We start from the raw sequence: 22,200 nt of genomic DNA on the forward strand, positions 1-22,200 counted from the left end.
TGGAGAATCACGATGAAAGTGTTAAAGAGAATCAGCAGCAGGCCGCAGGATATGAAGTTTTTGGACATACCAGAGCCTGTGATCCCAAGAAAAGACTGGATCAAGGTCAAGGTTGCCTACGCGGGAATTTGTGGTTCTGATATTAAAATGTTTCACAAGGACTGTTCCGAAGCTGACAGCAAATTAAAGCCGCCTGTGATCCCGGGACATGAGTCAAGCGGGATTGTGTGGGAGACGGGCAGTGAAGTGTATCATGTGAAAGCGGGGGACCGGGTGGTATGTCATACGATGGCAGACCCTTGCGGATGCTGCGAATATTGTCTGACAGGAAACTGGGGACTCTGCAGCAAAAGAAAGGGTATCGGTTCCGACATTAACGGGGCTTTCGCAGAGTATCTGATTTGTCCGGCAAAAAATGCTATCAAGATTCCAGACCAACTATCTCTAAAGACAGCAGCTTTGACAGAACCATTGGCATGTTCGATCAGAATGATAGAAGAAATAGGAAACATAAGAAGAGGAGAAACAATCGTTATCTTTGGCCCAGGTCCTATTGGGGCATGCTGTGCACTGGCTGCGAAAGCAGCCGGAGCTGTTCCCATGATGGTGGGAACGGAGCACTCTGGGCATCGTATGAAGATTCTTGCAGATTTAGGGATCCAATGTGTTACAAATGATGAAAACTTAGCTTACAGGGTAAAAGAAATATTTGGAGATCTGGCAGATGCCGCAGTGGATGCCGTGGGCAGTGAAAAGGTTTTTCACCAGGCATTCCAGGTGGTAAGAAAGCTTGGGAGGGTCATCATCGGTGCGGCAGACGAAGTAAATAAGGATTATTCTGTTAATATGCAGAAAGTATTCAGTCGGCAGATTAAGATTCTGCCGGCATGTTCCTCCACACCAAAGGGCTGGCATGAGGCCGTCAATATGCTTAAGCAGTATCAGGATGAATTTGAGAAGATCTTAGGAAAAGAGTATCCGCTGCAAATGTGGAGAGATGCATTTCAAAAGGCAGAGAGCAGGGAAGATTTTAAAATTATGCTGAGACCATGACCTGGCTCTGTAAAAAAGAACTAATCTTGAGTTTAGGGGGATTTCTCCTGTGGCTTCGCTGTTAAATTTGTATTATGATAGTAATATCAATCAGCGTACCGTCACAAAGGAGGAAGAGAATTGAACAGACCAGTAGAAGCCATGGTAGCATGCGGAAGCGGAATTGCGACTTCCACAGTTGCGGCAGAGCAAATTCAGGAAATCTTTGATGAGATGGGGATCAGGGTTAGGATTACAAAATGTTCTATCACGGATATCCCTTTGAAACAGGATGATATGGATGTGATCTTCGTGACAAATAATTACCGTGAAAAGGTGAAGTGTCCTGTGATCAATGTGACATCATTTATTACAGGAATCAGGAAAGACAAGACGATAGACAAGATCAAAGAAGTTCTGCTTGAGATTCAGGAACACAAATAATGATATGTTACGGGGCTGTCGCACTAAATGATGGAATGAATCATCATTAGTGTGGCAGTTCCGTTTTTGTCTTTTTCGGGTTTTTATATTGACTTATTATAGAAAAAAGCATATTATATATCATATAGTATTAATAAATTTATAATATGGGAGCGTGTCTATGGTATTTAATACAGGAGCTGCTTTGCTGGACGCGATTGTTCTGGCAGTAGTCTCAAAAGAAGAAGAAGGATCCTATGGGTATAAGATTACCCAGGATGTAAGAAAAGTCCTGGATGTATCAGAGTCTACTTTGTATCCCGTGTTGCGCAGACTCAGAAAAGAAGGCTGCATGGAGGTTTACGACAGGCAGTGCGACGGGAGAAACCGCAGGTACTATAAAGTGACCAGTCAGGGTATGATTCAACTGAACTTATATAAGACAGAGTGGAAATCTTACTCATTTAAGATTACGAAAATATTTGAAGGAGGGGCAGTCCATGAGTAGAGAAGAATTTCTGGACCAACTGGCATATTTGCTTCAGGACATTTCACCGGAGGAACGGGACGATGCAATTGGATATTATGTGGATTATTTTGAGGAGGCAGGACCGGAAAGAGAACAGCAGGTAATCGAGGAACTGGGCAGTCCCGAAAAGGTGGCTGTGATGATCCGCGATTCTCTGAAAGGAACGACCGGGGAGGATGAATATACAGAACATGGATATCATAATCAAAGATATGATGAAAATACAAAGATGCCTGAAAAGGCAAAAAAGAAATCAGGTTTCCATTTTCGGGGGAACCGGGACCGGAATCTTGTACTGATCATTCTTTTGATCATCGGGGCAGTCATACTTGGACTGCCGCTGATCGGAGCTGTTGGGGGAACCGCCATAGGCATCGTCGGAGTGTTTTTTGGCATCGTATCTGCGGTGGCCGGAGTGAGCGTCGGGCTGCTGGCTGGAGGTTTCGGCATATTTGTGGCAGGAATCGTAAAGATGTTTACACAGCTTCCTACAGGGCTGATGATGAGCGGCGGTGGACTTCTGATGATGGCAGTGGGGCTTTTGTTCTGCATCTTGTTTGTCTGGATCCTCGTGAAAGTGATCCCGCCTTGTATCCGGGGAATCGTAAACCTGTTCCAGCGTATATTTCATAAGGGGGGAGAAACATCATGAAACGATTTTATAAAATCTGTCTGATCCTTTGTCTGGTGTTTACTGTCGCAGGTGCAGGATGTATTATAGCGGCGGCAGCCATGGGATTTTCATTCACGGATTCTTACAATTATGTGAGAGAAAAAATAAATGGTTATACAAGGCGGGATCTAGATTCTGTTGAAGAGAAGCTTGAATTTCCGAAAGAGAGTGTAAAACGGATAAGTATTACAGTGGGCAGCAAGGATTTGTCCATCGTGAGAGGACAGGGAGACCAGATTGTACTGACAACGGAGGGAGGACGGAAGCTTTTCCGGTCTGAACTGGATACAAACAACAAGGAGCTTACAATCAAATCCATATCGAGAAGAACCCATTGGTTTTTTTACGACTATGGTTATGAACGTGCTGTTTTGAGTATACCAAGAGATGTGAACCTGGATACTTTCCGCCTGGACGTGGGAAGCGGCGATTTTTCATCGGAGGAACTCACATCGAAAAGTATGAACATCCAATGCGGAAGCGGGGATATTAAATTAGACGGGATCCGGTCTGAGACCATCGACATTCAATGCGGAAGCGGAGACATCGGGGCAAATATATGGGACAGCAGGGAGAATTACAGATATAATATTACTGTGGGAAGCGGAGATGTGGTCTTAGATGGACATGAGCTGGAACACGATAACAAAAGAGGGGCTTGGGGAAAAGGAACCAAATCAATCGATGTGAACTGCGGAAGCGGGGACATCGACATAAACTTTTTAAACAATATATAAGGAGGGGCTTGTTATGAGCAGTAAAAGATTATATAAATCCAGGGATGACAAAATGATCTGCGGAGTTTGCGGAGGGATTGCCGAATACTTTGACGTGGATCCTACTTTGGTCCGCCTGGGAGCAGTGTTGCTGGGATGTTCCGGAACCGGTCTGGTCGTTTATATTGTGGCGGCAGTGATTATTCCAGAGAAGCGGTATTGAAAATAGTAATTGCGCCTGATATGGAAATTATGCTATAATATTATCCGAAAAAGACCAAGTCAAAAGGCTTGGTCTTATATTTTGACAAAGAGGAGAAAATCATATGAAAACACCAATTCTGATCGCCATGATCGCTTACATGGCAGTGGTTGTCTATATCGGAGTGATTTACAGCAAAAAGAATAAGACATCTGAGGACTACTTTCTTGGGGGAAGGGGTCTGGGACCTTGGGTGACAGCCATGAGCGCAGAGGCATCCGACATGAGCAGCTGGCTTTTAATGGGACTTCCTGGGCTTGCCTATGCTTCTGGATTCAGCCAGGCGGGCTGGACTGCCATCGGCCTGATCCTGGGAACCTATTTAAACTGGAAGATCGTTGCAAAACGACTCCGCCGGTATACGGAGATTTCCAATAACTCCATCACGGTGCCGGATTTTTTTAGCAACCGGTTTAAGGATGACAAGAATATTTTAATGTTCATCTCATCAGTCATGATTCTTATTTGCTTTACTGTTTATACAGCATCTGGATTTGCGGCCTGTGGAACTTTATTTAATTCAGTCTTCGGGCTGAACTACCAGGCGAGTATGATCGCGTGTGCAGCCGTTATTGTGATTTACACATCCATCGGAGGTTTCCTTGCAGCCAGTACCACAGATTTGATTCAGGGCCTTTTAATGTCCTTTGCCATTGTGACCGTACTGATCGTGGGAGTCATCGCCGTAGGAGGCGTCGGAAACGTGGTGGAACACGGAAAGTCTTTGGAAGGTTTTTTTGATGTCATGAAATATCATGATCCGGCAACAGGACATGCGGTGTCCCAGGGTGTCATTCCGATCTTATCAGGACTTGCATGGGGACTTGGATATTTTGGGGTTCCCCATATCCTTGTAAGATTTATGGCTATCAGAAACATCCATGAGATCAAAAAGTCAAGAAATATTGCTATGGTATGGGTTCTCATTTCCCTGACCGTTGCAGTATGTATTGGATTTACAGGAGCAGCCCTCTATCCAAATGTACAGGAGCTTGCAGGGAGTGGAAACCAGAGGATTTTTATCTATATGACCATGCATTTGTTTAAGGGAGTGATCCCGCTGCTTTTTGCCGGTATCATCCTGTCCGGAATTCTTGCAGCGACCATGAGTACATCCGATTCCCAGCTTTTGATCGCCTCTTCCTGTGTGGCAAAGAATATGTACCAGGGCTTTTTTAAGAGAAAAGCATCTGAGAAAAAGATTCTTGTTATTTCAAGAGCCACGACCGTTGCCATTGCCGTCATTGGAGTTCTTGTGGCGCTTGACGAAAACAGCTCTGTATTTAAACTAGTGGAAAATGCGTGGGCAGGCTTTGGAGGAGCATTCGGCCCGTTGATCCTGTTTGCTCTGTTCTGGAAACGCACCAACTTAAAGGGTGCAATCGCAGGAATGGTCAGCGGAGGAGCAATCGCGCTTGTATGGCCTTATACCTTTGCAAAACTTGGAGGCATCTTTGAGATCTATTGTCTTTTGCCTGCATTTATCATCTCTTCCCTTCTGATCATTGTAGTCAGCCTTTTGACAGAAGAACCGACCAAAGAAATGCAGGAAGAATTTGAGGAAGCCAGAAAGCCTCTTTCATAATTTACATATTTTTGGTATGATAGGGATGCTATAAAAAAGTGAAGCAACGAAAGGGGAAGCCATATGTTAAATGAAAAAGTAGCAGAATTAATGAACGACCAGATTAATAAGGAGTTTTATTCTTCCTACCTATACTTAGATATGTCCAACTACTATGTGGAGAAGAATTTGGATGGATTTGCCAACTGGTTTAAGATTCAGGCTCAGGAAGAAAGAGACCATGCGATCTTGTTTATGGAATATCTCCAGGCCAACAACAGCAAGGTGACATTCAGTGCTGTGGCCCAGCCGGACAAAGTGTTTGAACAGCCGGTTGATCCGCTCAAGGCAGCTCTGGAACACGAACAGTATGTTACATCGCTGATCAATGCTATCTATGACGCAGCATATCAGTGCAAGGACTTTAGGAGCATGCAGTTCCTGGATTGGTTTGTGAAAGAACAGATGGAGGAAGAGAACAACACAGACTCCCTTGTTCAGAAGTATGAGATGTTCGGAACAGATCCTAAGGGCTTGTATATGCTGGACGCAGAACTTCAGACTAGAGTTTACACAGCACCTTCACTGACTGTTTTATAAAAATTAAAATTCAATAAATATTTCCGGGATTGCCTGATATTTAGGCAATCCTTTTTTTGGCGTTCATGACTCTGATCTCATAATATAAATAGGATCGGCTCTGCACATTCTAATATTGTTCACATAAACTGATATTATCAGAATTGAAAGGAGATATTTCGTTGGAAAAATACAATCAGCAGAGATGCTCATGCGGACAGCCGGCACCATTTGAGATGGAGCGATCCTGCGGTAATAGATCAAAGATGAGAAGAAATGATCATATGGGTCACCGTCATGACGGTGTTGACTCCATGCCGATCGCTATGGCCTATGTACCATGGCAGCATTGGGACCAGGTCTTTTGCCCAGAAGAAGGATTAGCATGCGGCACCATTTTCCCGGAATTAAAAAAACCATTTTATGGGAAGGCGGGGTGTAGACGATGAACAAATATGACCAGCAGAAACTTTTGAGCTATATCGACGCGGTGAGCTTTGCTCTGATCGACACAACGCTGTACCTGGACACTCATCCGGATGATCAGGAAGCCATCAGTCATTTTAATCAATATCAATGTGCAAGAAATAAAGCTGTTAAAGAGTATTCCCAATACTTTGAGCCTTTAACCATTGATTCAGCGGAGATCACAGACACATTTACCTGGGCAACCAGCAGTTGGCCATGGCAGAGAGGGGGATGTTAGACTATGTGGAATTATGAAAAACGTTTGGAATATAAAGTCAACATCAAAAAATGTGATCCAAAGATAGCAAAAGTCATCATGACTCAATATGGCGGACCGAATGGTGAGCTTGGCGCATCCATGAGATACCTTTCCCAGAGATTCGCCATGCCTTATAAAGAAGTGTGCGGAGTGCTCACAGATATTGGAACAGAAGAACTTGCCCATTTGGAAATGGTATGTTCGATTGTCCATCAGCTGACCTGCGATCTCACACCGGAACAGATTCAGGCGGCTGGATTTGATCAATACTATGTAGACCACACAACTGGTATCTGGCCTCAGGCAGCCAGCGGAGTAGGATTTACTGCTGATTTCTTCCAGTCTGTAGGAGATCCTATTACTGACCTTCATGAGGACCTGGCTGCGGAGCAAAAAGCCAGAACAACGTATGATAACCTGTTGCGCCTGATCAAAGATCCAGATGTCAGAGATCCGATCGCATTTCTTAGAGAAAGGGAAATCGTTCATTACCAGAGGTTCGGCGAGTCGCTCAGAAGAGTGCAGGAACGTCTGGATTCCAAAAACTTCTATGCGTTTAACCCTGCTTTTGATTGTGGCCCAAACTGTTAAACCAATATTTTCATAAAAAGCGGCAGAAAATTTTTCTGCCGCTTCTTTTCTGTTAAAAGTATGATGCAAGGCATTTATTTTTCATGTTGTTCCAAAAATTTTTCTATGTTATATACGGTCTCTTTATTTATAAAGTGTTCGATTTTTTCCACCTGTTCCAATTCATCTTCACTTTGATTGATGAGACACAAAAACCGGTTTAGGATGTCATGCCGGAATAAAAGATAATCTCCTGCATGCTTTCCTTTGTCTGTCAGACGGATATAGCCGTATCTCTCAGATAAGAGATAGCCGTCATCCTTTAGGTTTTTAACCATCTTGGAAGCGGAAGAAGGCTGGACATGCAGCATTAAGGCCAGCTGGCTGACCCGCACGACTTCCTCTGATAAAAGCAGGCGGCAGATCATTTCCAGATAGTCCTCCATGGAGGCTGTCATGCTCTCTGGTTCTCCCTTTTGATAGCCCTTCAGTGTATAAAACCCTTTCTTTTTTTCCATCTGACCATTCCTTTTTCTTAGTTATTGTAACGTTTCATTTTGTCCCTCAATATAATAGCATTGTGAAATAAAGTTTCCCTATCCTAATTTCTATTAAGGAGCGTATCGGTTTATGAGTGAGAATTGCAGTTTAAATGAATTAAATCCAGGCCAGACGGCCGTGGTGGAAGAATTGAAGACAAAAGGGAGCATCAGAAGGAGACTTCTGGATATCGGCCTGGTGAGGAATACCATGGTGGAATGTGTGGGCAGGAGTCCGGCTGGAGATCCAACAGCCTTTCTGATCCGGGGGGCAGTGATCGCCATCCGTTCAGAAGACCTGAAAGATATCGTTGTAAGAAGGTAAAAAGAGAGGACTTAGAGTATGGAACTGACTGTGAAAAAACAGAATCCAAATGACAGGATCATTGCCATCGCAGGAAATCCCAACGTGGGGAAAAGCACGGTGTTTAACAATCTCACAGGGATGAGGCAGCATACAGGGAACTGGCCCGGAAAAACAGTGGCAAACGCACAGGGATACTGTAGTACACAAAACAATTCCTATGTGATGGTTGACATACCGGGGACCTATTCTTTGATGGCACATTCAGCGGAGGAAGAAGTGGCCAGGAACTTTCTCTGTTTTCAGAAGCCCGATGCGGTGATCGCCGTCTGCGATGCCTGTTGTCTTGAGAGAAATATGAACCTGGTCCTGCAGATTCTGGAGATCACAGACCGGACAGTGGTGTGTGTAAATCTGATGGATGAGGCGAGAAAAAAAGGAATCTCCGTGGATGTTGAAAAACTGAGTGAAAAACTGGGCATTCCTGTGGTGTCGGCAGCGGCAAGAAGTGGGGAGGGACTGGATGAGCTGATGGAAGCGGTGGACTGTATGGCAGAAGGCAGATGGAAAGCGGCAGCCCTTCAGACACGATACGAACCTTGCCTAGAAGAGGCTTTGGATATGATGGAGCCTGCACTTGCAGAACATATTCCCGAGAACCTCCCAAGCCGCTGGATCGGAATGAAGCTTCTGGAGGGAACATCATCCCTTTTAAAAGAGATGGAGCAGAGGAGCGGAAGACCATTCTCAGAGGATCCGGCGGTCGCCGGGGCTGTCGACAGGGCAAACGGCATTCTATTTAAGGACGGAGGGCCGCCGGAAAAGCTGGAGGATATGATCGTGTCGGGTCTGGTAAATACTGCACAGGACATCTGCTCAGATACGGTGGTATACCACAGAAAAGATTATACAAAAAAAGACCGGAAGCTGGATTACATATTGACTAGCAAAAGGACTGGATATCCTGTGATGATCGGGCTTCTGGCCGTGGTCCTCTGGCTGACCATCGTGGGAGCCAATTACCCGTCGGAACTTCTTTCAAAGGGACTGTTCTGGATCGAGGACCGTCTCAGCGAGGTATTTCAGGCCGCAGGTGTGCCTGGATGGATCAATGGGATGCTGCTGTCTGGTGTTTACCGGGTTCTTGCATGGGTCGTATCCGTGATGCTGCCCCCAATGGCGATCTTTTTTCCTTTGTTTACGCTTTTGGAGGATGCCGGTTATCTGCCCAGAGTGGCCTATAATCTGGACCGTCATTTTAAGCGCTGCTGTACATGCGGAAAACAGGCACTCACCATGTGCATGGGGTTCGGATGCAATGCGGCAGGGGTCGTGGGATGCCGGATCATTGACTCGCCAAGGGAAAGGCTGATCGCGATCCTTACCAATGCCTTTGTTCCATGCAACGGAAGGTTTCCCACGCTGATCCTTCTCATCAGTCTGTTTTTTATTGGAACAAAGCAGGGAGCGGCAGCTTCCGTTGGATCAGCCCTGCTGTTGACCCTCGTGATCCTGCTTGGGATTTTTATGACGCTGATTGTTTCAAGACTGCTTTCAAAAACTGTGCTGAAGGGAATACCGGCTTCTTTTACCCTGGAACTGCCACCATTTAGGAGACCTCAGATCGGAAAAGTGATCGTACGTTCTGTATTTGACAGGACACTGTTTGTTCTGGGCCGGGCAGCGGCAGTGGCTGCCCCGGCGGGACTGCTCATATGGATCCTGGCAAACGTGTCTGTGGGAGGAGTCACTTTGTTAAATGGGTTCACTTCAATGCTGGACCCGCTCGGAAGGCTGATCGGACTGGACGGAGTGATCCTTGCAGCCTTTATTCTGGGCTTTCCAGCAAATGAAATTGTAGTTCCAGTGATGATCATGGCGTACCTCTCCCAGGGGACCCTGGCTGAACCAGGAAGCCTTGAGACCATCCGCAGCCTGTTGGTACAGAATGGATGGACCCAGACCACAGCCCTTTGTATGATTTTGTTTTCCTTGATGCATTGGCCGTGTTCCACGACCCTTCTCACGGTTAAAAAAGAAACAGGAAGCATCAAGTGGACATTGGCGGCATTTTTAATTCCCACAGCTGCCGGATGCCTGGTTTGTTTCGCCGCAAAGAGCCTAATGCAGATCATAGGATATCTTTTGTAAAATAGGGGAGTTTTTCTTTAGGCCTCTTTCCGGCAATGAAGAAAAACTCCCCTATACGGCTTTTACTGGCGGCCGGTTTTTAAATACTTCCTCTGAAAAACATTTTTCCCAAATTCTATGTTACAATGATAGAAATAATAGAACGTAAACGCATACGCATTCGGGAGGAGAGCGCTTATGAAGAAGCAGAGGAGAAGAAACATTGTCGTTTTTATTTTGCTGGCAGGCCTTTGTCTGGCGGTGACCGCAGCAGGAAGGTTTTTATGGAAAAACCACAAAGAAACCGTTATTTCCTATTCCGAGAACAAGAATTTTAACACGAAAGATTATCTGCCTTTTTCCGAAAATTCTAAGATCGTACGCCTTGTGGACAAGCCAACACTGCGCCTTAAGAAAAATCTGCCTGTGCTAGACGGGGCGGCTGCATTGTTTCCGGTCTATTCAGCCGTAATCAACGCAGTATACCCATCCGGTACAAGGCTTAAAGAAGTCGACGATAAGAACTGTGCCTTTGTTTATAACAATACAGTGGAGGGATATTACTATCTGCTTTATGGGGAGACAGACATTTTTTTCGGTGTATGCCCGTCAGAGGACCAGCTCGCTGCATTTAAGGAAGAGGGGAAGGAGTGTAAACTGACCCCGATTGGAAGGGAGGCCTTTATCTTTTTTGTAAATAAGGATAACCCGGTGGACAATCTGACCCAGCGTCAGATCAAAGATATCTATTCCGGTAAGATCACCAACTGGAAACAGGCAGGGGGCAAGGATGAGAAGATCACTGCCTATCAGAGAAATGAAGACAGCGGCAGCCAGACTGCTTTCCTCAGGTTCATGAAAGATGAGGTCGTGATGGAACCGCCCACTCATCAGGTGGAAGACTTGATGTCAGGAATGATAGAGGAGGTGGCAAAGTATAAAAACAATACCAAATCCATAGGTTTTTCTTTCCGTTATTATACAGAGGAGATGATTGCAAATCCTCAGGTGAAAATTCTCTCTGTAGACGGGATCAAGCCGTCTAAGGAGACCATAAGGGACGGAAGTTATCCTCTGGGTGTTTCTATATATGCCGCTACCTTAAAGAGCAATCGCAAGAAGAACGTGAAAAAGCTGGTGGACTGGATGTTATCAGAACAGGGACAGTATATCGTGGAAAAAACAGGATATGTGGGCGTGAAATAGCTGATTTTGATAACATCTTATTTTCTATGTTGTAAAATGAACCGATTGTTGTTACGATACTGATATCTGATTAAAATATAGAACGAATTTTGGGAAAGAAGAGGGAAGTATGAATATTATTATCGTAGGCTGCGGAAAAGTCGGCCGTTCTCTGGTAGAGCAGTTAAGCAGTGAGAATCACGACATTTCAGTGGTGGATCCAAAGGCTCATGTTGTCCAGTCATTGGTCGATATGTATGACGTATTTGGCATTGTGGGAAATGGGGCCAGCTATAATATTCTGAAGGAAGTAGGAGTGGAAGAGGCCGATCTTATGATCGCTGTGACCAATTCAGATGAATTAAATCTATTGTGTTGTCTGATCGCAAAAAAGGCGGGCAGATGTGCGACGATCGCCAGAGTCAGCAATCCGGTTTACTTTGAGGAGATCAATTTTATCAAGGAAGAGATGGGCATTTCCATGATCATCAATCCGGAGCTTGCCGCGGCTTCGGAGATGTCAAGGATTTTGAGGATCCCCACCGCTATGGAGATCAATTCATTTGCAAAAGGAAAAGTGGAACTCCTCAAGTTTGTTCTCAGGAAAAATTCCATTTTAAATGGGATGGGAATGAAGGAAATCGGTGAGAGAATGCACGGCGAAGTGCTTGTGTGCGCGGTAGAACGCCAGAATGATGTCTTTATACCTTCTGGGGACTTTGTTCTGCAGGAAAACGACAGGATCTCTATTGTAGCTTCACCGGGAAGTGCCAGCAGGTTTTTTCATAAGATTGGTGTTCAGATGAACCCGGTCAGGAATGTTATGATCGTGGGGGGAAGCAAAACAGCGTACTATCTGGCTAAAAAGCTGCTCAAGATGGGAATCTCCGTAAAGATCATTGACAAAGATTTTGACCGGTGCGAAGAGCTGAGTGTTCTGCTTCCCAAAGCAGTCATCATTCACGGCAACGGAAGCGACCAGGAAGTTTTGTTGGAAGAAGGCCTTTTGGAGACAGATGCTTTTGTCGCGCTGACCAATTTTGATGAGGAAAATGTATTTCTCTCCCTGTTTGTAAAGGGACAGACGCCGGCGAAGCTGATCACGAAGGTCAAACGGGTCAGCTATAATCATATTATTGACGGCCTTGACCTGGGAAGCCTGATCTACCCGGAATATATCACGGCCCAGTATATCATCCAGTATGTAAGGGCAAAGCAGAATTCCATCGGGAGCAATATTGAGAATCTGTATAAGATCGTTGACGGCCGGGCAGAGGCGCTGGAGTTTCATATTGAGGAACACGCACCGGTTATCGGTATCCCGCTACAGTCATTGCCGCTGCGGGACCAGATTTTAATCTGCAGTATCAACCGGAACGGAACAGTGATCATACCAAAGGGACAGGACACGATACGGATCGGGGACACCGTGATCGTTGTAACGACCAAGACCGGACTTCATGATATCAGTGATATCTTGAGAAAAGAATAAGAATGATGGGAGTAAAAAGAATATGAATTATGGTGTTATCCGGTACATATTGGGACTGGTCATGCTGTTTGAGGGAGCGTTTCTCTCCCTGCCGTGTATCGTGGCATTAATATACAGGGAGGCAAGAGGAATCCCGTTTTTTGCGGTCATGCTGCTCTGCCTCTTCGTAGGTTTTCTTATGAGCCATAAAAAACCGAAAAGCATGCAGTATTATGCAAAAGAAGGATTTGTTGCGGTAGCGCTGAGCTGGATCATGATGAGCTTTTTCGGCTGCCTTCCTTTTGTATTTAACGGGGATATTCCGTCTTTTACCAATGCGATGTTTGAGATGATCTCTGGATTTACTACTACAGGAGCCAGCATTCTGGACGATGTGGAGGTGCTGGCTAAGTGCAGTCTCTTCTGGAGAAGTTTCAGCCATTGGATCGGAGGCATGGGGGTGCTGGTCTTTATCCTGGCAATCCTTCCCATGGGAGGAGGACAAAATCTCCATTTGATGAAAGCGGAGAGCCCTGGGCCGTCTGTAGGAAAACTGGTGCCGAAGGTGCGGCAGACTGCCAAGATCCTGTATGGGATCTATTGCTTTATGACGGTGGTTGAGATTGTAATTCTTATGTTCGGAGGCCTTCCCCTCTTTGATTCCATGCTGCTGTCTTTCGGAAGCGCGGGTACCGGAGGCTTCTCCATCTTAAACTCTGGATTTGCGGATTATTCGCCTTTCATCCAATATACTGTGACGGTGTTTATGATTCTGTTCGGCGTAAATTTTAATGTCTATTATTTCATACTGATCAGAAAGTTTAAGGACGCGTTCAAGTTTGAAGAATTGAAATATTATCTGTTTGTCATCGCGGCAGCCATTGCCTGTATCACCTACAATATCAGGGATCTGTTTCCTACACTGGAATCTGCTTTCCGCCACGCTTCCTTTCAGGTGGGATCCATCATCACTACCACCGGGTATTCTTCGGTTGATTTTAACACCTGGCCGGAGTTTTCAAAGGTGATCCTTGTCATGCTGATGTTCATCGGGGCTTGTGCAGGAAGTACGGGAGGCGGTATTAAGGTATCCAGGGTGATCCTGATGTTAAAGACCGTAAAAAAGGAAATGTATTTCTACATACATCCAAGGAGCATCCGGAAGATCAAATTTAACCAGCATGTGGTGGAGCATGAGGTTATGAGATCTATCAATATCTTTCTGATCACTTATATGATGATCCTTTCGTTTTCTACTCTGCTGATCGCCCTGGACGGATATGATCTGATTACAGATTTTACCGCAGTTGCGGCCACGCTGAATAATATCGGTCCGGGACTTGAGCTGGTGGGTCCCACCAGCAACTTTGGCATGTTCTCAGACTTTTCCAAAGTGGTCCTGATGTTTGACATGCTGGCTGGAAGGCTGGAGCTGTTCCCGATGCTGGTGCTCATAAGCCCTATCACATGGAGAGATACCAAAGTGTTTAAGAAAATCCCTAAGTATAAGGGACGGGCTTCGGATATATAGAAAGTGTGATCATCACCTGGGACGGCAGGTAAAAGATCCACATCCCAATCTGTGCAAAGGAAAGCAGAGATTCCGGGACTGACAGAACAGCCAGGGACGGGAGATTGGTAAGGCCAACACAGAGGTCGCAGCAGACAAAGAAAAGGAGACCGGCTGAAAACAAGGTATAGTGAAGGTTTATGCGGCGGAGGAAAAGGCTTTCTGCCGCATTTAACAACAGCTGGAGAAAATAAAAGGCGGCTGCTGCCGAGAGAGAGTCCCAGATATGGAGGACTGCCAGTATGGGAAAGATGCATCCGCTCAGAAGAAAGCGGACAGGGAGAAAGGGCAGCAAAGTAAAACCTCCTGCGCTGAGGAGGCGGATATAATACAAGATCTGTACACCTAAGAAGCATAGAATGCCGGCCAGATAGTGTCTGTCTAAGAGCAGCAGAAAGGCATCAGCGATGACGGTAAGCCCCAGGGCAGACGCCACCAGGACGCGGTCCGGAGATCTTTCAAATATCAGGCTGAAGCCAAAACACAGCAAAACGGAGCAGTATTTCAGTGCCGTGCTCAGGCCGTTTAATGACGACGTAAGATCCAATATTATAAAGGTAAGATAAAACACAGCCTCCATAAAAAGAAAAGAAATCAGAATGGACCCGCAGGGGTCTGTTTTTTTCATTTTAACCTGCCTTTCTGAAAACGCCATGGATTTTTTTGCTGTTTTATAGTATTCTTATTAAAATGAGAATTTATACAAGGAGGTCGATTATGAGTCGAGTATTTAAGTTCCACAACGATGTGGATACGGACCAGATCATAGCATCTCAGTATTTGCTTCTGCCGAATATTGAGGAAATGAAAGTATATGCGTTTGAATCCATTGATCCGGATTTTTCAAATAAGGTACAGGAAGGCGATATTGTTGTGGCCGGTGAGAATTTTGGCTGCGGATCTTCCAGAGAACAGGCACCGAGTGTTTTAAAGGCACTGGGCGTGAAGGCCATTGTCGCAAAGTCATTTGCCAGGATCTTTTACCGTAATGCCATCAACATCGGTCTTCCGGTCGTTGTGAGCGGGGATCTGTATGACAAAGTGGAACAGTTAGATGAGATCGAACTTAATCTCACTGAGGGAGTGATCATAACCAAGGATGAGACATTGCCTTGTACAAAGCTTCCGCCTTATATGCAGAATATTTTGGACCACGGCGGATTGATCAACTTTTTGAATGAAGGCGAGGTATAGGCTATGGGAATGACGATCGGAGAAAAGATTATTGCAAGGGCGGCCAAAGTGCCGGAAGTCAAGGCGGGGGAGATCCATACAGTGGAACTGGACCGTCTCATGAGCAATGACGGAACTACACACTTGACCATTGATATGTTTCACAACGATCTGAAGCATCCAAAGATCGCGGATAAGGATAAGCTGGTCTTTATCATCGACCACAACATCCCGGCGGAGAATCCCAAGACTGCGGAGGCTCATAGGAAAATGAGAAACTTTGCCAGAGAGCACAAAATTGCTTTTTATGAGGGCAAGGGGGTCTGCCATCAGATCATGGTGGAGGACTATGTTTGTCCGGGAGAACTTATTATGGGAGCGGATTCCCACACATGTACATACGGCGCACTGGGCGCTTTCGGAACAGGGATCGGCTGTACAGACTTTTTGTACGGCATGGTGACAGGGACTTCCTGGGTCATGGTGCCTGAGACGATCCGGTTTGAACTGACTGGAAATTTAAAAGAAGGCGTTTATGCCAGGGATCTGATTCTTTCAATCATCGGTATGGTGGGGGCCAACGGATGCAATTATAAGATCATGGAATTTGCAGGAGAGGGCGCTCACAACCTGAGTATCAACGAACGTCTGGTGCTCTGTAACCTGGCAGTGGAAGCCGGAGCGAAGACAGGGATCGTGGAGCCGGATGAAAAGGTTGTGGAATATGTGGAATCCAGGGGCAGAAAAGCAGAGAATCTGTTTATCAGCGATGAGGATGCCCATTTTGAAAAGGTGTACCACATTAATCTGGATGAGATTGAACCTGTTGTGGCAAGACCGCATTTGATTGATGATGTGGTTCCTGTGGAGGAAGTGAAGGATGTAAAGATTGACGAGGCTTTCTTAGGGTCCTGCAATAATGGGCGCATCGATGAGCTGCGTCTGGCAGCAGAGATCCTGAAAGGGAAAAAGGTCCATGAGGATGTGAGATTTCTTATTGCTCCTGCTTCCAATGAGGTGTACATGCAGGCGCTGGATGAAGGTTTGATCGATGTATTTATGGATGCCGGGGCTATGGTCATGAACAGCAACTGCAGTGTCTGCTGGGGAAGCTGCCAGGGCGTCATCGGCGAAGGAGAGGTGTTGATCTCTACCGGAACAAGGAACTTTAAAGGCCGCGCGGGACATCCGGATTCTTATGTATATCTGGGATCTGCCGCAACAGTGACCGCATCAGCCATAGCAGGAAAAATCGTGAGAAGATAAAGGAGTTTACATATGGAAAAGTTTACTGGGAAAGTATGGGTCCTTGGAGACGATATCGACACGGATATCATTATCCCCACAGAATATCTGGCACTTCCGTCGGTGGAAGATATGAAACAGTACGGATTCTCCCCGCTGCGCCCGGAGCTGGCGTCACAGATCGGGGAGGGCGATATCATCGTCGCAGGGAAGAACTTTGGCTGCGGATCTTCCAGAGAGCAGGCGCCGGAGATTATCAAGGCATTAAAAATAAAATGTGTCATAGCAAAATCTTTTGCACGGATCTTTTTCCGCAATTCCATCAACAACGGACTCCTGCTCATAGAAAATGATCAGATCCAGGAGCATGTGAAGGAAGGGGATATGCTGGATGTGTCACTGGGCCAGTCGATCATCCATGATGGAAAAGAATATCCGGTCCAGTCACTACCGCAGAATCTGATGGATATCATTGAAGCCGGAGGGCTGGTGGAAGCCATGAAGAAAAGGAACGGGGTGAAATAGATATGGGAAATACAATCATTGAAAAGATCATTAAAAAGAATACAAAAGCGGAGGCCGTTGCTCCGGGACAGATTGTCACAGTAAATGTGGACCGTGTCATGATCCATGATATTTTTATTCCGTTTGTCGCTGAAAAGTTTGAAGAGATGGGATTTACGAAGCTTTGGGATCCAGATAAGGTTGTGTTGATCTATGACCATCTGGTTCCGGCCAGCGCAGTGGAGGACATTCGACATTTTAAGATCGGGGATGCATTTGTTAAGAAATACGGTCTTAAGAATATCCATCGAAGCGACGGGATTTGCCATCAGCTTATGACAGAGTGTGGTTACGCAAAGCCGGGGGATATCGTATTCGGAACCGATTCCCATACGACAACCTATGGATGTGTGGGATGTTTCTCATCCGGCATCGGCTATACAGAGATGGCTGCGATCCTGGGTACCGGAGAGATGTGGGTGAGAGTTCCGGAGACGATCAAGGTTGTCATTGACGGTAAACTGCCGGAAAATGTTTCATCCAAGGATATTATTTTAAGGCTCATCGGAGATCTGGGAGCTGACGGAGCTACCTATAAGGCCCTTGAGTTTTCAGGAAGCACGGTGGAAGAGATGAGCGTGGCATCCAGAATGACCATTTCCAATATGGCCATCGAGGCGGGAGCCAAGGCAGCCCTCTTTGCTTCGGATGAAAAAACAGCGGAATATTCTGAGGTAGACCTCTCTGATGTGGATTGGATTTACGGAGATGATGACGCCCAGTACTGCAGGACAGTGGTTTACAAGGCAGAGGACCTGGTACCTGTTGTGGCCTGTCCGTCCCAGGTAGATAAGATCAAGCCGGTATCTGAAGTGGAAGGAACCAGCCTTGACCAGGTGTTTATCGGCTCCTGTACCAACGGAAGACTGGAAGACTTGAAGGCGGCAGCAGAAATCCTTGATGGAAAAAAGGTTGCAGACTATGTGAAGCTGATTGTCACACCTGCCAGCAGAAAGATCTATATGGAGGCATCCAAAGCCGGGTATCTGAAAACTCTGGCCAAAGCCGGGGCGATCATCACTCAGCCGGGCTGCGGTCTCTGCTGCGGCAGAGCCGGCGGAATCCTTACTGACGGGGAAAAGATCCTGGCTACCAACAACAGAAACTTCCTGGGAAGGATGGGGACTTCCAAGGTGGAGATTTATCTTGGATCGCCGAAGACAGCGGCGGCATCGGCTGTTGCGGGAAAGATTGTAGCGGCAAAATAGTGTTGGCAGATCAGTTTCGTTCTATCGGCTATGTGGAGGGATCTTCTGCGGGCTATCTGGTAAAAGATCTCATCTTAAACGGGATTTGGTCTGCTGTCTGTTGATACATAAAGTCTATGCTGGCAGAAAACATTGAGATCCTTATTCTTCCAAGATCAAAAAGCTCCTGTAAGAACGGCGGTATTTTAGCTGTCCTTACAGGAGTGTTTTTATTCAATAGGAAAGTTCTGCGAACCTCCCTATGGAATAAAAAAGCCCTGCGGGCATTATGCACACAAATGCGTGAGGAAACTATTTGACTGCGTCAAATCGCATTTGGTGCGCAAAGTTGCCAAGCCCCTCAAAGAGTGAGGGGTTGGGGTGTTGAAGTGGGCTTGCCCACTTTGTTCTGTCTGGAATGACTAATAGATGAGCAGCCCGATGATCCCTGTAAATATGATCACGAACACCGGAGGCTTTTTAAACTTTCTCAGCAGGACCACAGCGGCTCCAAATAGAATCGCCGCAGGCAGCTGGAAAGAGGAAAGCACCACATGCTCGTCAGTTCCGAACAGAGTCAAGAGCAGGATGGAAAAGGCGGCTGCCAGCACAAGACCCAGGGAAGAAGCCTTCAATCCGTCTAGTACAGCAGACATATAAGAAGAATCGCTCTTTTTCTGGAAGAACCGGTACAGCAGGATGGAGATGACAAAACCTGAGATCACACACCCCACAGTTGCCACCACAGCCCCGGGGATTCCTGCCACACGGATTCCTACAAAAGAAGATGTGTTGACTGCGATGGGGCCAGGAGTCATCTGGGAGATGGTAATGATATCGGTAAACTCCTGTCCAGTGAGCCAATGTTTTGCCAGAACTACCTGTTCCTTGATCATTGGAAGAATGGCATAACCTCCTCCGATGCTGAACAGGCCGATCTTAAAGAAGGTTGCAAACAGGCGGGCAATATTTAAGAGCATGTTTCACACCTCCTTTTCTCATGAAGCCATACTCTGAACAGACAGAGTGCGGAACAAACGATCAGGATCAGCATGGCATTTATATGGAACAGAAGACTAGACAAAAATGCAGCAGGCACCATCAAAGTGAGAAAGATGGATCTCTTTTTTAGTATCATTCTGCTCATATCAACAATATAGTCGATGATCAGAGCCGCCGCGCCGGCCTGCATACCAAGAAGAACAGCGGATACGATATGGCTGCTCCTGAATACTTCATATCCTGCGGATATAATGGAAAGCAGGATCAAAGGAGGCAGGATCGCGGCGGTACAGCTGATGACTGCGCCGGGAAGCTTCCCGATCTTATAGCCTGTGAGAGCAGAGAGATTGATCGCAATGGCTCCAGGAGAAGACTGTGCGATTGCGGCGATATCAAAAAGTTCTTCTTCCGAGATAAGTTGCCGTTTTGTGACAAAGTATTTTTTTAACATAGGGACGACCACGTAGCCGCCGCCAAACGTAAAAGCGCTGACTGTCAGATTGACCCGGAACAGCCAGGCGTATTGTTTTAATAGGTTTTTATTCATAACGGAAATTCCCCCTTTTGTATAGTATACGTTCTTATCATATATAAATAAAATTATATTATTTTATGGATAACATGCTAAAATAGTAATGATAGGAGGAAGACTCTATGACGATAAGACGGTTATATATATTTAAAACGGTATGTGAGGAAGGAAGTATCACCAGGGCCGCTAAAAAGCTTTACATGACCCAGCCCGCGGTATCCCACGTCATCCATGAGCTGGAGGAAGAGCTGGGAACGGTTTTGTTTGACCGCATATCCAAAAAGGTATTTTTAAATCAGACAGGAAAACTGTTCCTGAAAAAGACAGTGAGGATCCTGGAGTTATATGAGGACTTGGAGAAAGGAATCTATGACTTGGAGAAACAAGCTGTACTCCGGGTGGGTTCAAGCATTACGATCTCGAACTTCTGGCTGCCGGGAGCCATGAAACAGTTTAAGGAAAAATATCCGGATACCCCGGTGAGTGTCCAAGTAAACAAGGCATCCGATGTACTGTCCATGCTGCAGAATAATGAGATTGATCTGGCATTGATCGAGGGTGCTGTGTCAGAGGGAATGGTGGACAGCACTGTCTTTTCTTCCTTCCGCCTGTTTGCCTTTTGTTCTTCAAAGCATCCGTGGGCGGACACGGAAGAAGTGGAATTGGCGAAGCTTTTAGAACAGCCGCTTTTGCTCAGGGAGAAGGGAAGTGCGACCAGAGATGTGCTGGACAGTGTACTTCTCCTTCATGATCTGAAAGCTGAGCCATTCTGGACCAGTGTTAATTCCCAGGTACTCATGCAGGCAGCCATGGAAGGCCTGGGGATCACGGTACTGCCGGAACGCCTGGCGGAGGACGAAGTTTCAAAAGGGAATCTAAAGAAAATCAGGATCAAAGATATCGAGCTGAAGAACGATAATCATATCGTTGTCCACAAGGATAAATACCGAACAGAACCAATGAAAGAATTTATTAATATTTTGTTGAACGGAAATGAAAATAATTGTAATTTGTGATACAATGAAGAATATTTCATGTAAAGGGATGAGGAATTATGACAGACTTATTAATATCATTATTTATTAAAAATAAAGACGACCTGAAAAACCATAAAGTCCGCCAGGCCTATGGAACCATGGGAGGAGCGGTCGGAATTTTCTGCAATGTTCTTTTATTTTCGGGCAAACTGACAGCAGGGATACTGACGGGAGCCATTTCTATCGTCGCGGATGCGTTCAACAATCTGTCTGACGCGGCATCCTCCATCATTACACTGGTGGGATTCCGCATGGCAGGACGCCCCGCAGACAAGGACCACCCATTCGGACACGGAAGGATCGAATATATTTCAGGATTGCTTGTATCTTTAGCGATCCTCCTGATGGGGTTTGAGCTTTTAAAATCCTCTGCAGAGAAGATCTTAAGCCCGGAAGCTATTATGTTCCGTCCACTTTCCATAGGGATCCTTGTCGTGTCGATTTTGGTGAAGTTCTGGATGGCAGGTTTCAATAAAAAGGTCGGCAATCTGATTGATTCAGAGACCATGAAGGCTACAGCCACAGATAGTTTAAGTGACTGCGTGGCCACAACGGCAGTTCTCGGCGGAATGCTCATCTTCCGGTTCGCAGGAATCAATGTGGACGGTTATGTGGGGATCCTTGTAGCTGGATTTGTCATGTGGGCAGGATTCGGAGCAGCCCGGGATACTCTCTCGCCCCTGCTCGGGACAGCACCGGATATTGAACTGGTGGAAGACATACAAAATGAAGTGCTGAATAATGAGCTGATCGTGGGGGTTCATGATATCATTGTACATGACTACGGCCCGGGCCGCCGGATGATCTCACTTCATGCGGAGGTTCCCTATAATGTAGATATTCTGGAGGCCCATGACGTGATCGACAATATTGAATACCGCCTGATGCACAAATTCAACTGCGATGCCACGATCCATATGGATCCGATTGTCACCGATGACAAGGAGACCAATGAGGCAAGAGAACTGGTGGAGCGGATTGTCAATGAGTGCGGAAGTGAGCTGTCCATTCACGATTTCAGGATGGTGGAAGGAAAAACGCACAACAATTTGATTTTTGATCTGGTGGTGCCGTATGAGTACGACCAGGAAGTGGGAGATATCACGACGCATATCAGAAAGGAGATCAGGAAGCATCGGGACAATTACTTTGCAGTGATCAAAGTAGACCGGAGCTATATCTGAGG

Annotated in this window: 26 protein-coding genes; 22 read left to right on the forward strand and 4 right to left on the reverse strand. The window is 46.0% G+C overall.

The genetic code is table 11. From position 1 onward, the window contains the following. Window positions 1-12: 12 nt before the first annotated feature. The 11 genes from AR1Y2_RS05730 to AR1Y2_RS05780 all read left to right on the forward strand — a co-directional run bounded on the left by AR1Y2_RS05730 (window position 13) and on the right by AR1Y2_RS05780 (window position 7,096). Window positions 13-1,053, forward strand: a complete 1,041-nt coding sequence (locus AR1Y2_RS05730; protein WP_137328117.1) for a zinc-dependent alcohol dehydrogenase — start codon at window positions 13-15, stop codon at window positions 1,051-1,053. Between the two features lie 120 nt (window positions 1,054-1,173). Continuing rightward, window positions 1,174-1,476 (forward strand): PTS sugar transporter subunit IIB, encoded by a 303-nt coding sequence (locus AR1Y2_RS05735; RefSeq protein ID WP_137328118.1) that lies wholly within the window; start codon window positions 1,174-1,176, stop codon window positions 1,474-1,476. 160 nt (window positions 1,477-1,636) lie between these two features. After that, window positions 1,637-1,963, forward strand: coding sequence for a PadR family transcriptional regulator (locus AR1Y2_RS05740; RefSeq protein WP_137328119.1), 327 nt, complete (start codon window positions 1,637-1,639; stop codon window positions 1,961-1,963). Next, window positions 1,956-2,636: a DUF1700 domain-containing protein gene (locus AR1Y2_RS05745; RefSeq protein WP_137328120.1), complete on the forward strand. Its 681-nt coding sequence runs from the start codon at window positions 1,956-1,958 to the stop codon at window positions 2,634-2,636. The genes AR1Y2_RS05740 and AR1Y2_RS05745 overlap by 8 nt, the downstream gene beginning before the upstream one ends. After that, entirely contained in the window at window positions 2,633-3,394 is a 762-nt protein-coding gene (locus tag AR1Y2_RS05750) for a DUF4097 family beta strand repeat-containing protein (RefSeq protein ID WP_137328121.1), read from the forward strand. Before AR1Y2_RS05745 ends, AR1Y2_RS05750 begins: the two co-directional genes overlap by 4 nt. A 13-nt stretch (window positions 3,395-3,407) precedes the next feature. After that, a complete protein-coding gene (locus AR1Y2_RS05755) occupies window positions 3,408-3,596 on the forward strand; it encodes a PspC domain-containing protein (RefSeq protein WP_137328122.1) in 189 nt (62 codons plus the stop codon). Window positions 3,597-3,699: 103 nt separating this feature from the next. After that, window positions 3,700-5,220 carry a sodium/proline symporter PutP gene (gene putP, locus AR1Y2_RS05760; RefSeq protein ID WP_137328123.1) on the forward strand — a complete coding sequence of 507 codons (1,521 nt, stop codon included), beginning with the start codon at window positions 3,700-3,702 and terminating at the stop codon, window positions 5,218-5,220. A gap of 63 nt (window positions 5,221-5,283) precedes the next feature. Continuing rightward, the gene (locus tag AR1Y2_RS05765) at window positions 5,284-5,799 is read left to right on the forward strand and encodes a ferritin (RefSeq protein ID WP_137328124.1); all 516 of its coding nucleotides are present in this window, start codon (window positions 5,284-5,286) and stop codon (window positions 5,797-5,799) included. Window positions 5,800-5,960: 161 nt separating this feature from the next. After that, the gene (locus tag AR1Y2_RS05770; RefSeq protein WP_243118871.1) at window positions 5,961-6,227 is read left to right on the forward strand and encodes a spore coat associated protein CotJA; all 267 of its coding nucleotides are present in this window, start codon (window positions 5,961-5,963) and stop codon (window positions 6,225-6,227) included. Beyond that, a complete protein-coding gene (locus AR1Y2_RS05775; protein ID WP_137328125.1) occupies window positions 6,224-6,484 on the forward strand; it encodes a spore coat protein CotJB in 261 nt (86 codons plus the stop codon). Before AR1Y2_RS05770 ends, AR1Y2_RS05775 begins: the two co-directional genes overlap by 4 nt. 3 nt (window positions 6,485-6,487) lie before the next feature. Beyond that, window positions 6,488-7,096 (forward strand): manganese catalase family protein, encoded by a 609-nt coding sequence (locus tag AR1Y2_RS05780; protein ID WP_137328126.1) that lies wholly within the window; start codon window positions 6,488-6,490, stop codon window positions 7,094-7,096. A 74-nt stretch (window positions 7,097-7,170) separates the two neighbouring features. On the opposite strand, the gene AR1Y2_RS05785 is transcribed toward AR1Y2_RS05780, so the two are convergent. Then, entirely contained in the window at window positions 7,171-7,593 is a 423-nt protein-coding gene (locus AR1Y2_RS05785; RefSeq protein WP_137328127.1) for a metal-dependent transcriptional regulator, read from the reverse strand. A gap of 112 nt (window positions 7,594-7,705) precedes the next feature. On the opposite strand from AR1Y2_RS05785, the gene AR1Y2_RS05790 reads away from it, so the two are divergent. The 5 genes from AR1Y2_RS05790 to AR1Y2_RS05810 all read left to right on the forward strand — a co-directional run bounded on the left by AR1Y2_RS05790 (window position 7,706) and on the right by AR1Y2_RS05810 (window position 14,235). Next, a complete protein-coding gene (locus tag AR1Y2_RS05790) occupies window positions 7,706-7,939 on the forward strand; it encodes a FeoA family protein (RefSeq protein WP_137328128.1) in 234 nt (77 codons plus the stop codon). Window positions 7,940-7,957: 18 nt separating this feature from the next. Next, on the forward strand, window positions 7,958-10,069 hold the full coding sequence (gene feoB / locus AR1Y2_RS05795; protein WP_137328129.1) for a ferrous iron transport protein B: 2,112 nt from the start codon (window positions 7,958-7,960) through the stop codon (window positions 10,067-10,069). Window positions 10,070-10,246: 177 nt separating this feature from the next. Next, a complete protein-coding gene (locus tag AR1Y2_RS05800; RefSeq protein WP_137328130.1) occupies window positions 10,247-11,254 on the forward strand; it encodes a PstS family phosphate ABC transporter substrate-binding protein in 1,008 nt (335 codons plus the stop codon). Between the two features lie 109 nt (window positions 11,255-11,363). Further along, window positions 11,364-12,725, forward strand: a complete 1,362-nt coding sequence (gene trkA / locus AR1Y2_RS05805; RefSeq protein ID WP_137328131.1) for a Trk system potassium transporter TrkA — start codon at window positions 11,364-11,366, stop codon at window positions 12,723-12,725. Between the two features lie 22 nt (window positions 12,726-12,747). Further along, window positions 12,748-14,235 carry a TrkH family potassium uptake protein gene (locus AR1Y2_RS05810; protein ID WP_137328132.1) on the forward strand — a complete coding sequence of 496 codons (1,488 nt, stop codon included), beginning with the start codon at window positions 12,748-12,750 and terminating at the stop codon, window positions 14,233-14,235. Here the strand turns inward: AR1Y2_RS05810 and AR1Y2_RS05815 are convergent. Beyond that, the gene (locus AR1Y2_RS05815; RefSeq protein ID WP_137328133.1) at window positions 14,204-14,902 is read right to left on the reverse strand and encodes a lysoplasmalogenase family protein; all 699 of its coding nucleotides are present in this window, start codon (window positions 14,900-14,902) and stop codon (window positions 14,204-14,206) included. The two genes, AR1Y2_RS05810 and AR1Y2_RS05815, sit on opposite strands and share 32 nt — an antisense overlap. A gap of 89 nt (window positions 14,903-14,991) precedes the next feature. Here AR1Y2_RS05815 and AR1Y2_RS05820 point away from each other — a divergent pair, with 89 nt between their 5' ends. Genes AR1Y2_RS05820 through AR1Y2_RS05835 form a run of 4 tightly spaced genes read left to right on the forward strand, consistent with a single transcriptional unit; the run spans window position 14,992 to window position 18,464 of the window. Continuing rightward, window positions 14,992-15,468 carry a LeuD/DmdB family oxidoreductase small subunit gene (locus AR1Y2_RS05820; protein ID WP_137328134.1) on the forward strand — a complete coding sequence of 159 codons (477 nt, stop codon included), beginning with the start codon at window positions 14,992-14,994 and terminating at the stop codon, window positions 15,466-15,468. Window positions 15,469-15,471: 3 nt separating this feature from the next. Then, on the forward strand, window positions 15,472-16,713 hold the full coding sequence (locus AR1Y2_RS05825; protein ID WP_137328135.1) for a 3-isopropylmalate dehydratase large subunit: 1,242 nt from the start codon (window positions 15,472-15,474) through the stop codon (window positions 16,711-16,713). A 12-nt stretch (window positions 16,714-16,725) separates the two neighbouring features. After that, on the forward strand, window positions 16,726-17,217 hold the full coding sequence (locus tag AR1Y2_RS05830) for a LeuD/DmdB family oxidoreductase small subunit (RefSeq protein ID WP_137328136.1): 492 nt from the start codon (window positions 16,726-16,728) through the stop codon (window positions 17,215-17,217). Window positions 17,218-17,219: 2 nt separating this feature from the next. Further along, window positions 17,220-18,464: a 3-isopropylmalate dehydratase large subunit gene (locus tag AR1Y2_RS05835; protein ID WP_137328137.1), complete on the forward strand. Its 1,245-nt coding sequence runs from the start codon at window positions 17,220-17,222 to the stop codon at window positions 18,462-18,464. A 401-nt stretch (window positions 18,465-18,865) separates the two neighbouring features. On the opposite strand, the gene AR1Y2_RS05840 is transcribed toward AR1Y2_RS05835, so the two are convergent. Together AR1Y2_RS05840 and AR1Y2_RS05845 are read right to left on the reverse strand one after the other, a co-directional pair. Beyond that, window positions 18,866-19,423, reverse strand: coding sequence for a chromate transporter (locus tag AR1Y2_RS05840; RefSeq protein WP_137328138.1), 558 nt, complete (start codon window positions 19,421-19,423; stop codon window positions 18,866-18,868). Further along, window positions 19,414-19,992 carry a chromate transporter gene (locus tag AR1Y2_RS05845; protein WP_137328139.1) on the reverse strand — a complete coding sequence of 193 codons (579 nt, stop codon included), beginning with the start codon at window positions 19,990-19,992 and terminating at the stop codon, window positions 19,414-19,416. The genes AR1Y2_RS05840 and AR1Y2_RS05845 overlap by 10 nt, the downstream gene beginning before the upstream one ends. 107 nt (window positions 19,993-20,099) lie before the next feature. Between AR1Y2_RS05845 and AR1Y2_RS05850 the strand changes: the two genes are divergently transcribed. Together AR1Y2_RS05850 and AR1Y2_RS05855 are read left to right on the forward strand one after the other, a co-directional pair. Next, on the forward strand, window positions 20,100-20,993 hold the full coding sequence (locus tag AR1Y2_RS05850) for a LysR family transcriptional regulator (RefSeq protein WP_137328140.1): 894 nt from the start codon (window positions 20,100-20,102) through the stop codon (window positions 20,991-20,993). A gap of 38 nt (window positions 20,994-21,031) precedes the next feature. Continuing rightward, entirely contained in the window at window positions 21,032-22,198 is a 1,167-nt protein-coding gene (locus tag AR1Y2_RS05855; protein WP_137328141.1) for a cation diffusion facilitator family transporter, read from the forward strand. Window positions 22,199-22,200 lie beyond the last annotated feature (2 nt).

Origin of the sequence: Anaerostipes rhamnosivorans, from assembly GCF_005280655.1 — a bacterium.
In the GTDB taxonomy this organism is placed as follows: domain Bacteria; phylum Bacillota; class Clostridia; order Lachnospirales; family Lachnospiraceae; genus Anaerostipes; species Anaerostipes rhamnosivorans.

Excerpts from the sequence above, each read along its gene's own strand:
- AR1Y2_RS05790 (WP_137328128.1), top strand. The coding sequence starts at position 7,706 with ATGAGTGAGAATTGCAGTTTAAATGAATTAAATCCAGGCCAGACGGCC.
- AR1Y2_RS05825 (WP_137328135.1), top strand. The coding sequence starts at position 15,472 with ATGGGAATGACGATCGGAGAAAAGATTATTGCAAGGGCGGCCAAAGTG.
- AR1Y2_RS05835 (WP_137328137.1), top strand. The coding sequence starts at position 17,220 with ATGGGAAATACAATCATTGAAAAGATCATTAAAAAGAATACAAAAGCG.
- AR1Y2_RS05850 (WP_137328140.1), top strand. The coding sequence starts at position 20,100 with ATGACGATAAGACGGTTATATATATTTAAAACGGTATGTGAGGAAGGA.
- AR1Y2_RS05830 (WP_137328136.1), top strand. The coding sequence starts at position 16,726 with ATGGAAAAGTTTACTGGGAAAGTATGGGTCCTTGGAGACGATATCGAC.
- AR1Y2_RS05820 (WP_137328134.1), top strand. The coding sequence starts at position 14,992 with ATGAGTCGAGTATTTAAGTTCCACAACGATGTGGATACGGACCAGATC.
- AR1Y2_RS05730 (WP_137328117.1), top strand. The coding sequence starts at position 13 with ATGAAAGTGTTAAAGAGAATCAGCAGCAGGCCGCAGGATATGAAGTTT.
- AR1Y2_RS05740 (WP_137328119.1), top strand. The coding sequence starts at position 1,637 with ATGGTATTTAATACAGGAGCTGCTTTGCTGGACGCGATTGTTCTGGCA.
- AR1Y2_RS05810 (WP_137328132.1), top strand. The coding sequence starts at position 12,748 with ATGAATTATGGTGTTATCCGGTACATATTGGGACTGGTCATGCTGTTT.
- putP (WP_137328123.1), top strand. The coding sequence starts at position 3,700 with ATGAAAACACCAATTCTGATCGCCATGATCGCTTACATGGCAGTGGTT.
- AR1Y2_RS05780 (WP_137328126.1), top strand. The coding sequence starts at position 6,488 with ATGTGGAATTATGAAAAACGTTTGGAATATAAAGTCAACATCAAAAAA.
- AR1Y2_RS05845 (WP_137328139.1), bottom strand. The coding sequence starts at position 19,992 with ATGAATAAAAACCTATTAAAACAATACGCCTGGCTGTTCCGGGTCAAT.
- AR1Y2_RS05785 (WP_137328127.1), bottom strand. The coding sequence starts at position 7,593 with ATGGAAAAAAAGAAAGGGTTTTATACACTGAAGGGCTATCAAAAGGGA.
- trkA (WP_137328131.1), top strand. The coding sequence starts at position 11,364 with ATGAATATTATTATCGTAGGCTGCGGAAAAGTCGGCCGTTCTCTGGTA.
- AR1Y2_RS05840 (WP_137328138.1), bottom strand. The coding sequence starts at position 19,423 with ATGCTCTTAAATATTGCCCGCCTGTTTGCAACCTTCTTTAAGATCGGC.
- AR1Y2_RS05775 (WP_137328125.1), top strand. The coding sequence starts at position 6,224 with ATGAACAAATATGACCAGCAGAAACTTTTGAGCTATATCGACGCGGTG.
- AR1Y2_RS05815 (WP_137328133.1), bottom strand. The coding sequence starts at position 14,902 with ATGAAAAAAACAGACCCCTGCGGGTCCATTCTGATTTCTTTTCTTTTT.
- feoB (WP_137328129.1), top strand. The coding sequence starts at position 7,958 with ATGGAACTGACTGTGAAAAAACAGAATCCAAATGACAGGATCATTGCC.
- AR1Y2_RS05765 (WP_137328124.1), top strand. The coding sequence starts at position 5,284 with ATGTTAAATGAAAAAGTAGCAGAATTAATGAACGACCAGATTAATAAG.
- AR1Y2_RS05755 (WP_137328122.1), top strand. The coding sequence starts at position 3,408 with ATGAGCAGTAAAAGATTATATAAATCCAGGGATGACAAAATGATCTGC.
- AR1Y2_RS05855 (WP_137328141.1), top strand. The coding sequence starts at position 21,032 with ATGACAGACTTATTAATATCATTATTTATTAAAAATAAAGACGACCTG.
- AR1Y2_RS05745 (WP_137328120.1), top strand. The coding sequence starts at position 1,956 with ATGAGTAGAGAAGAATTTCTGGACCAACTGGCATATTTGCTTCAGGAC.
- AR1Y2_RS05750 (WP_137328121.1), top strand. The coding sequence starts at position 2,633 with ATGAAACGATTTTATAAAATCTGTCTGATCCTTTGTCTGGTGTTTACT.
- AR1Y2_RS05800 (WP_137328130.1), top strand. The coding sequence starts at position 10,247 with ATGAAGAAGCAGAGGAGAAGAAACATTGTCGTTTTTATTTTGCTGGCA.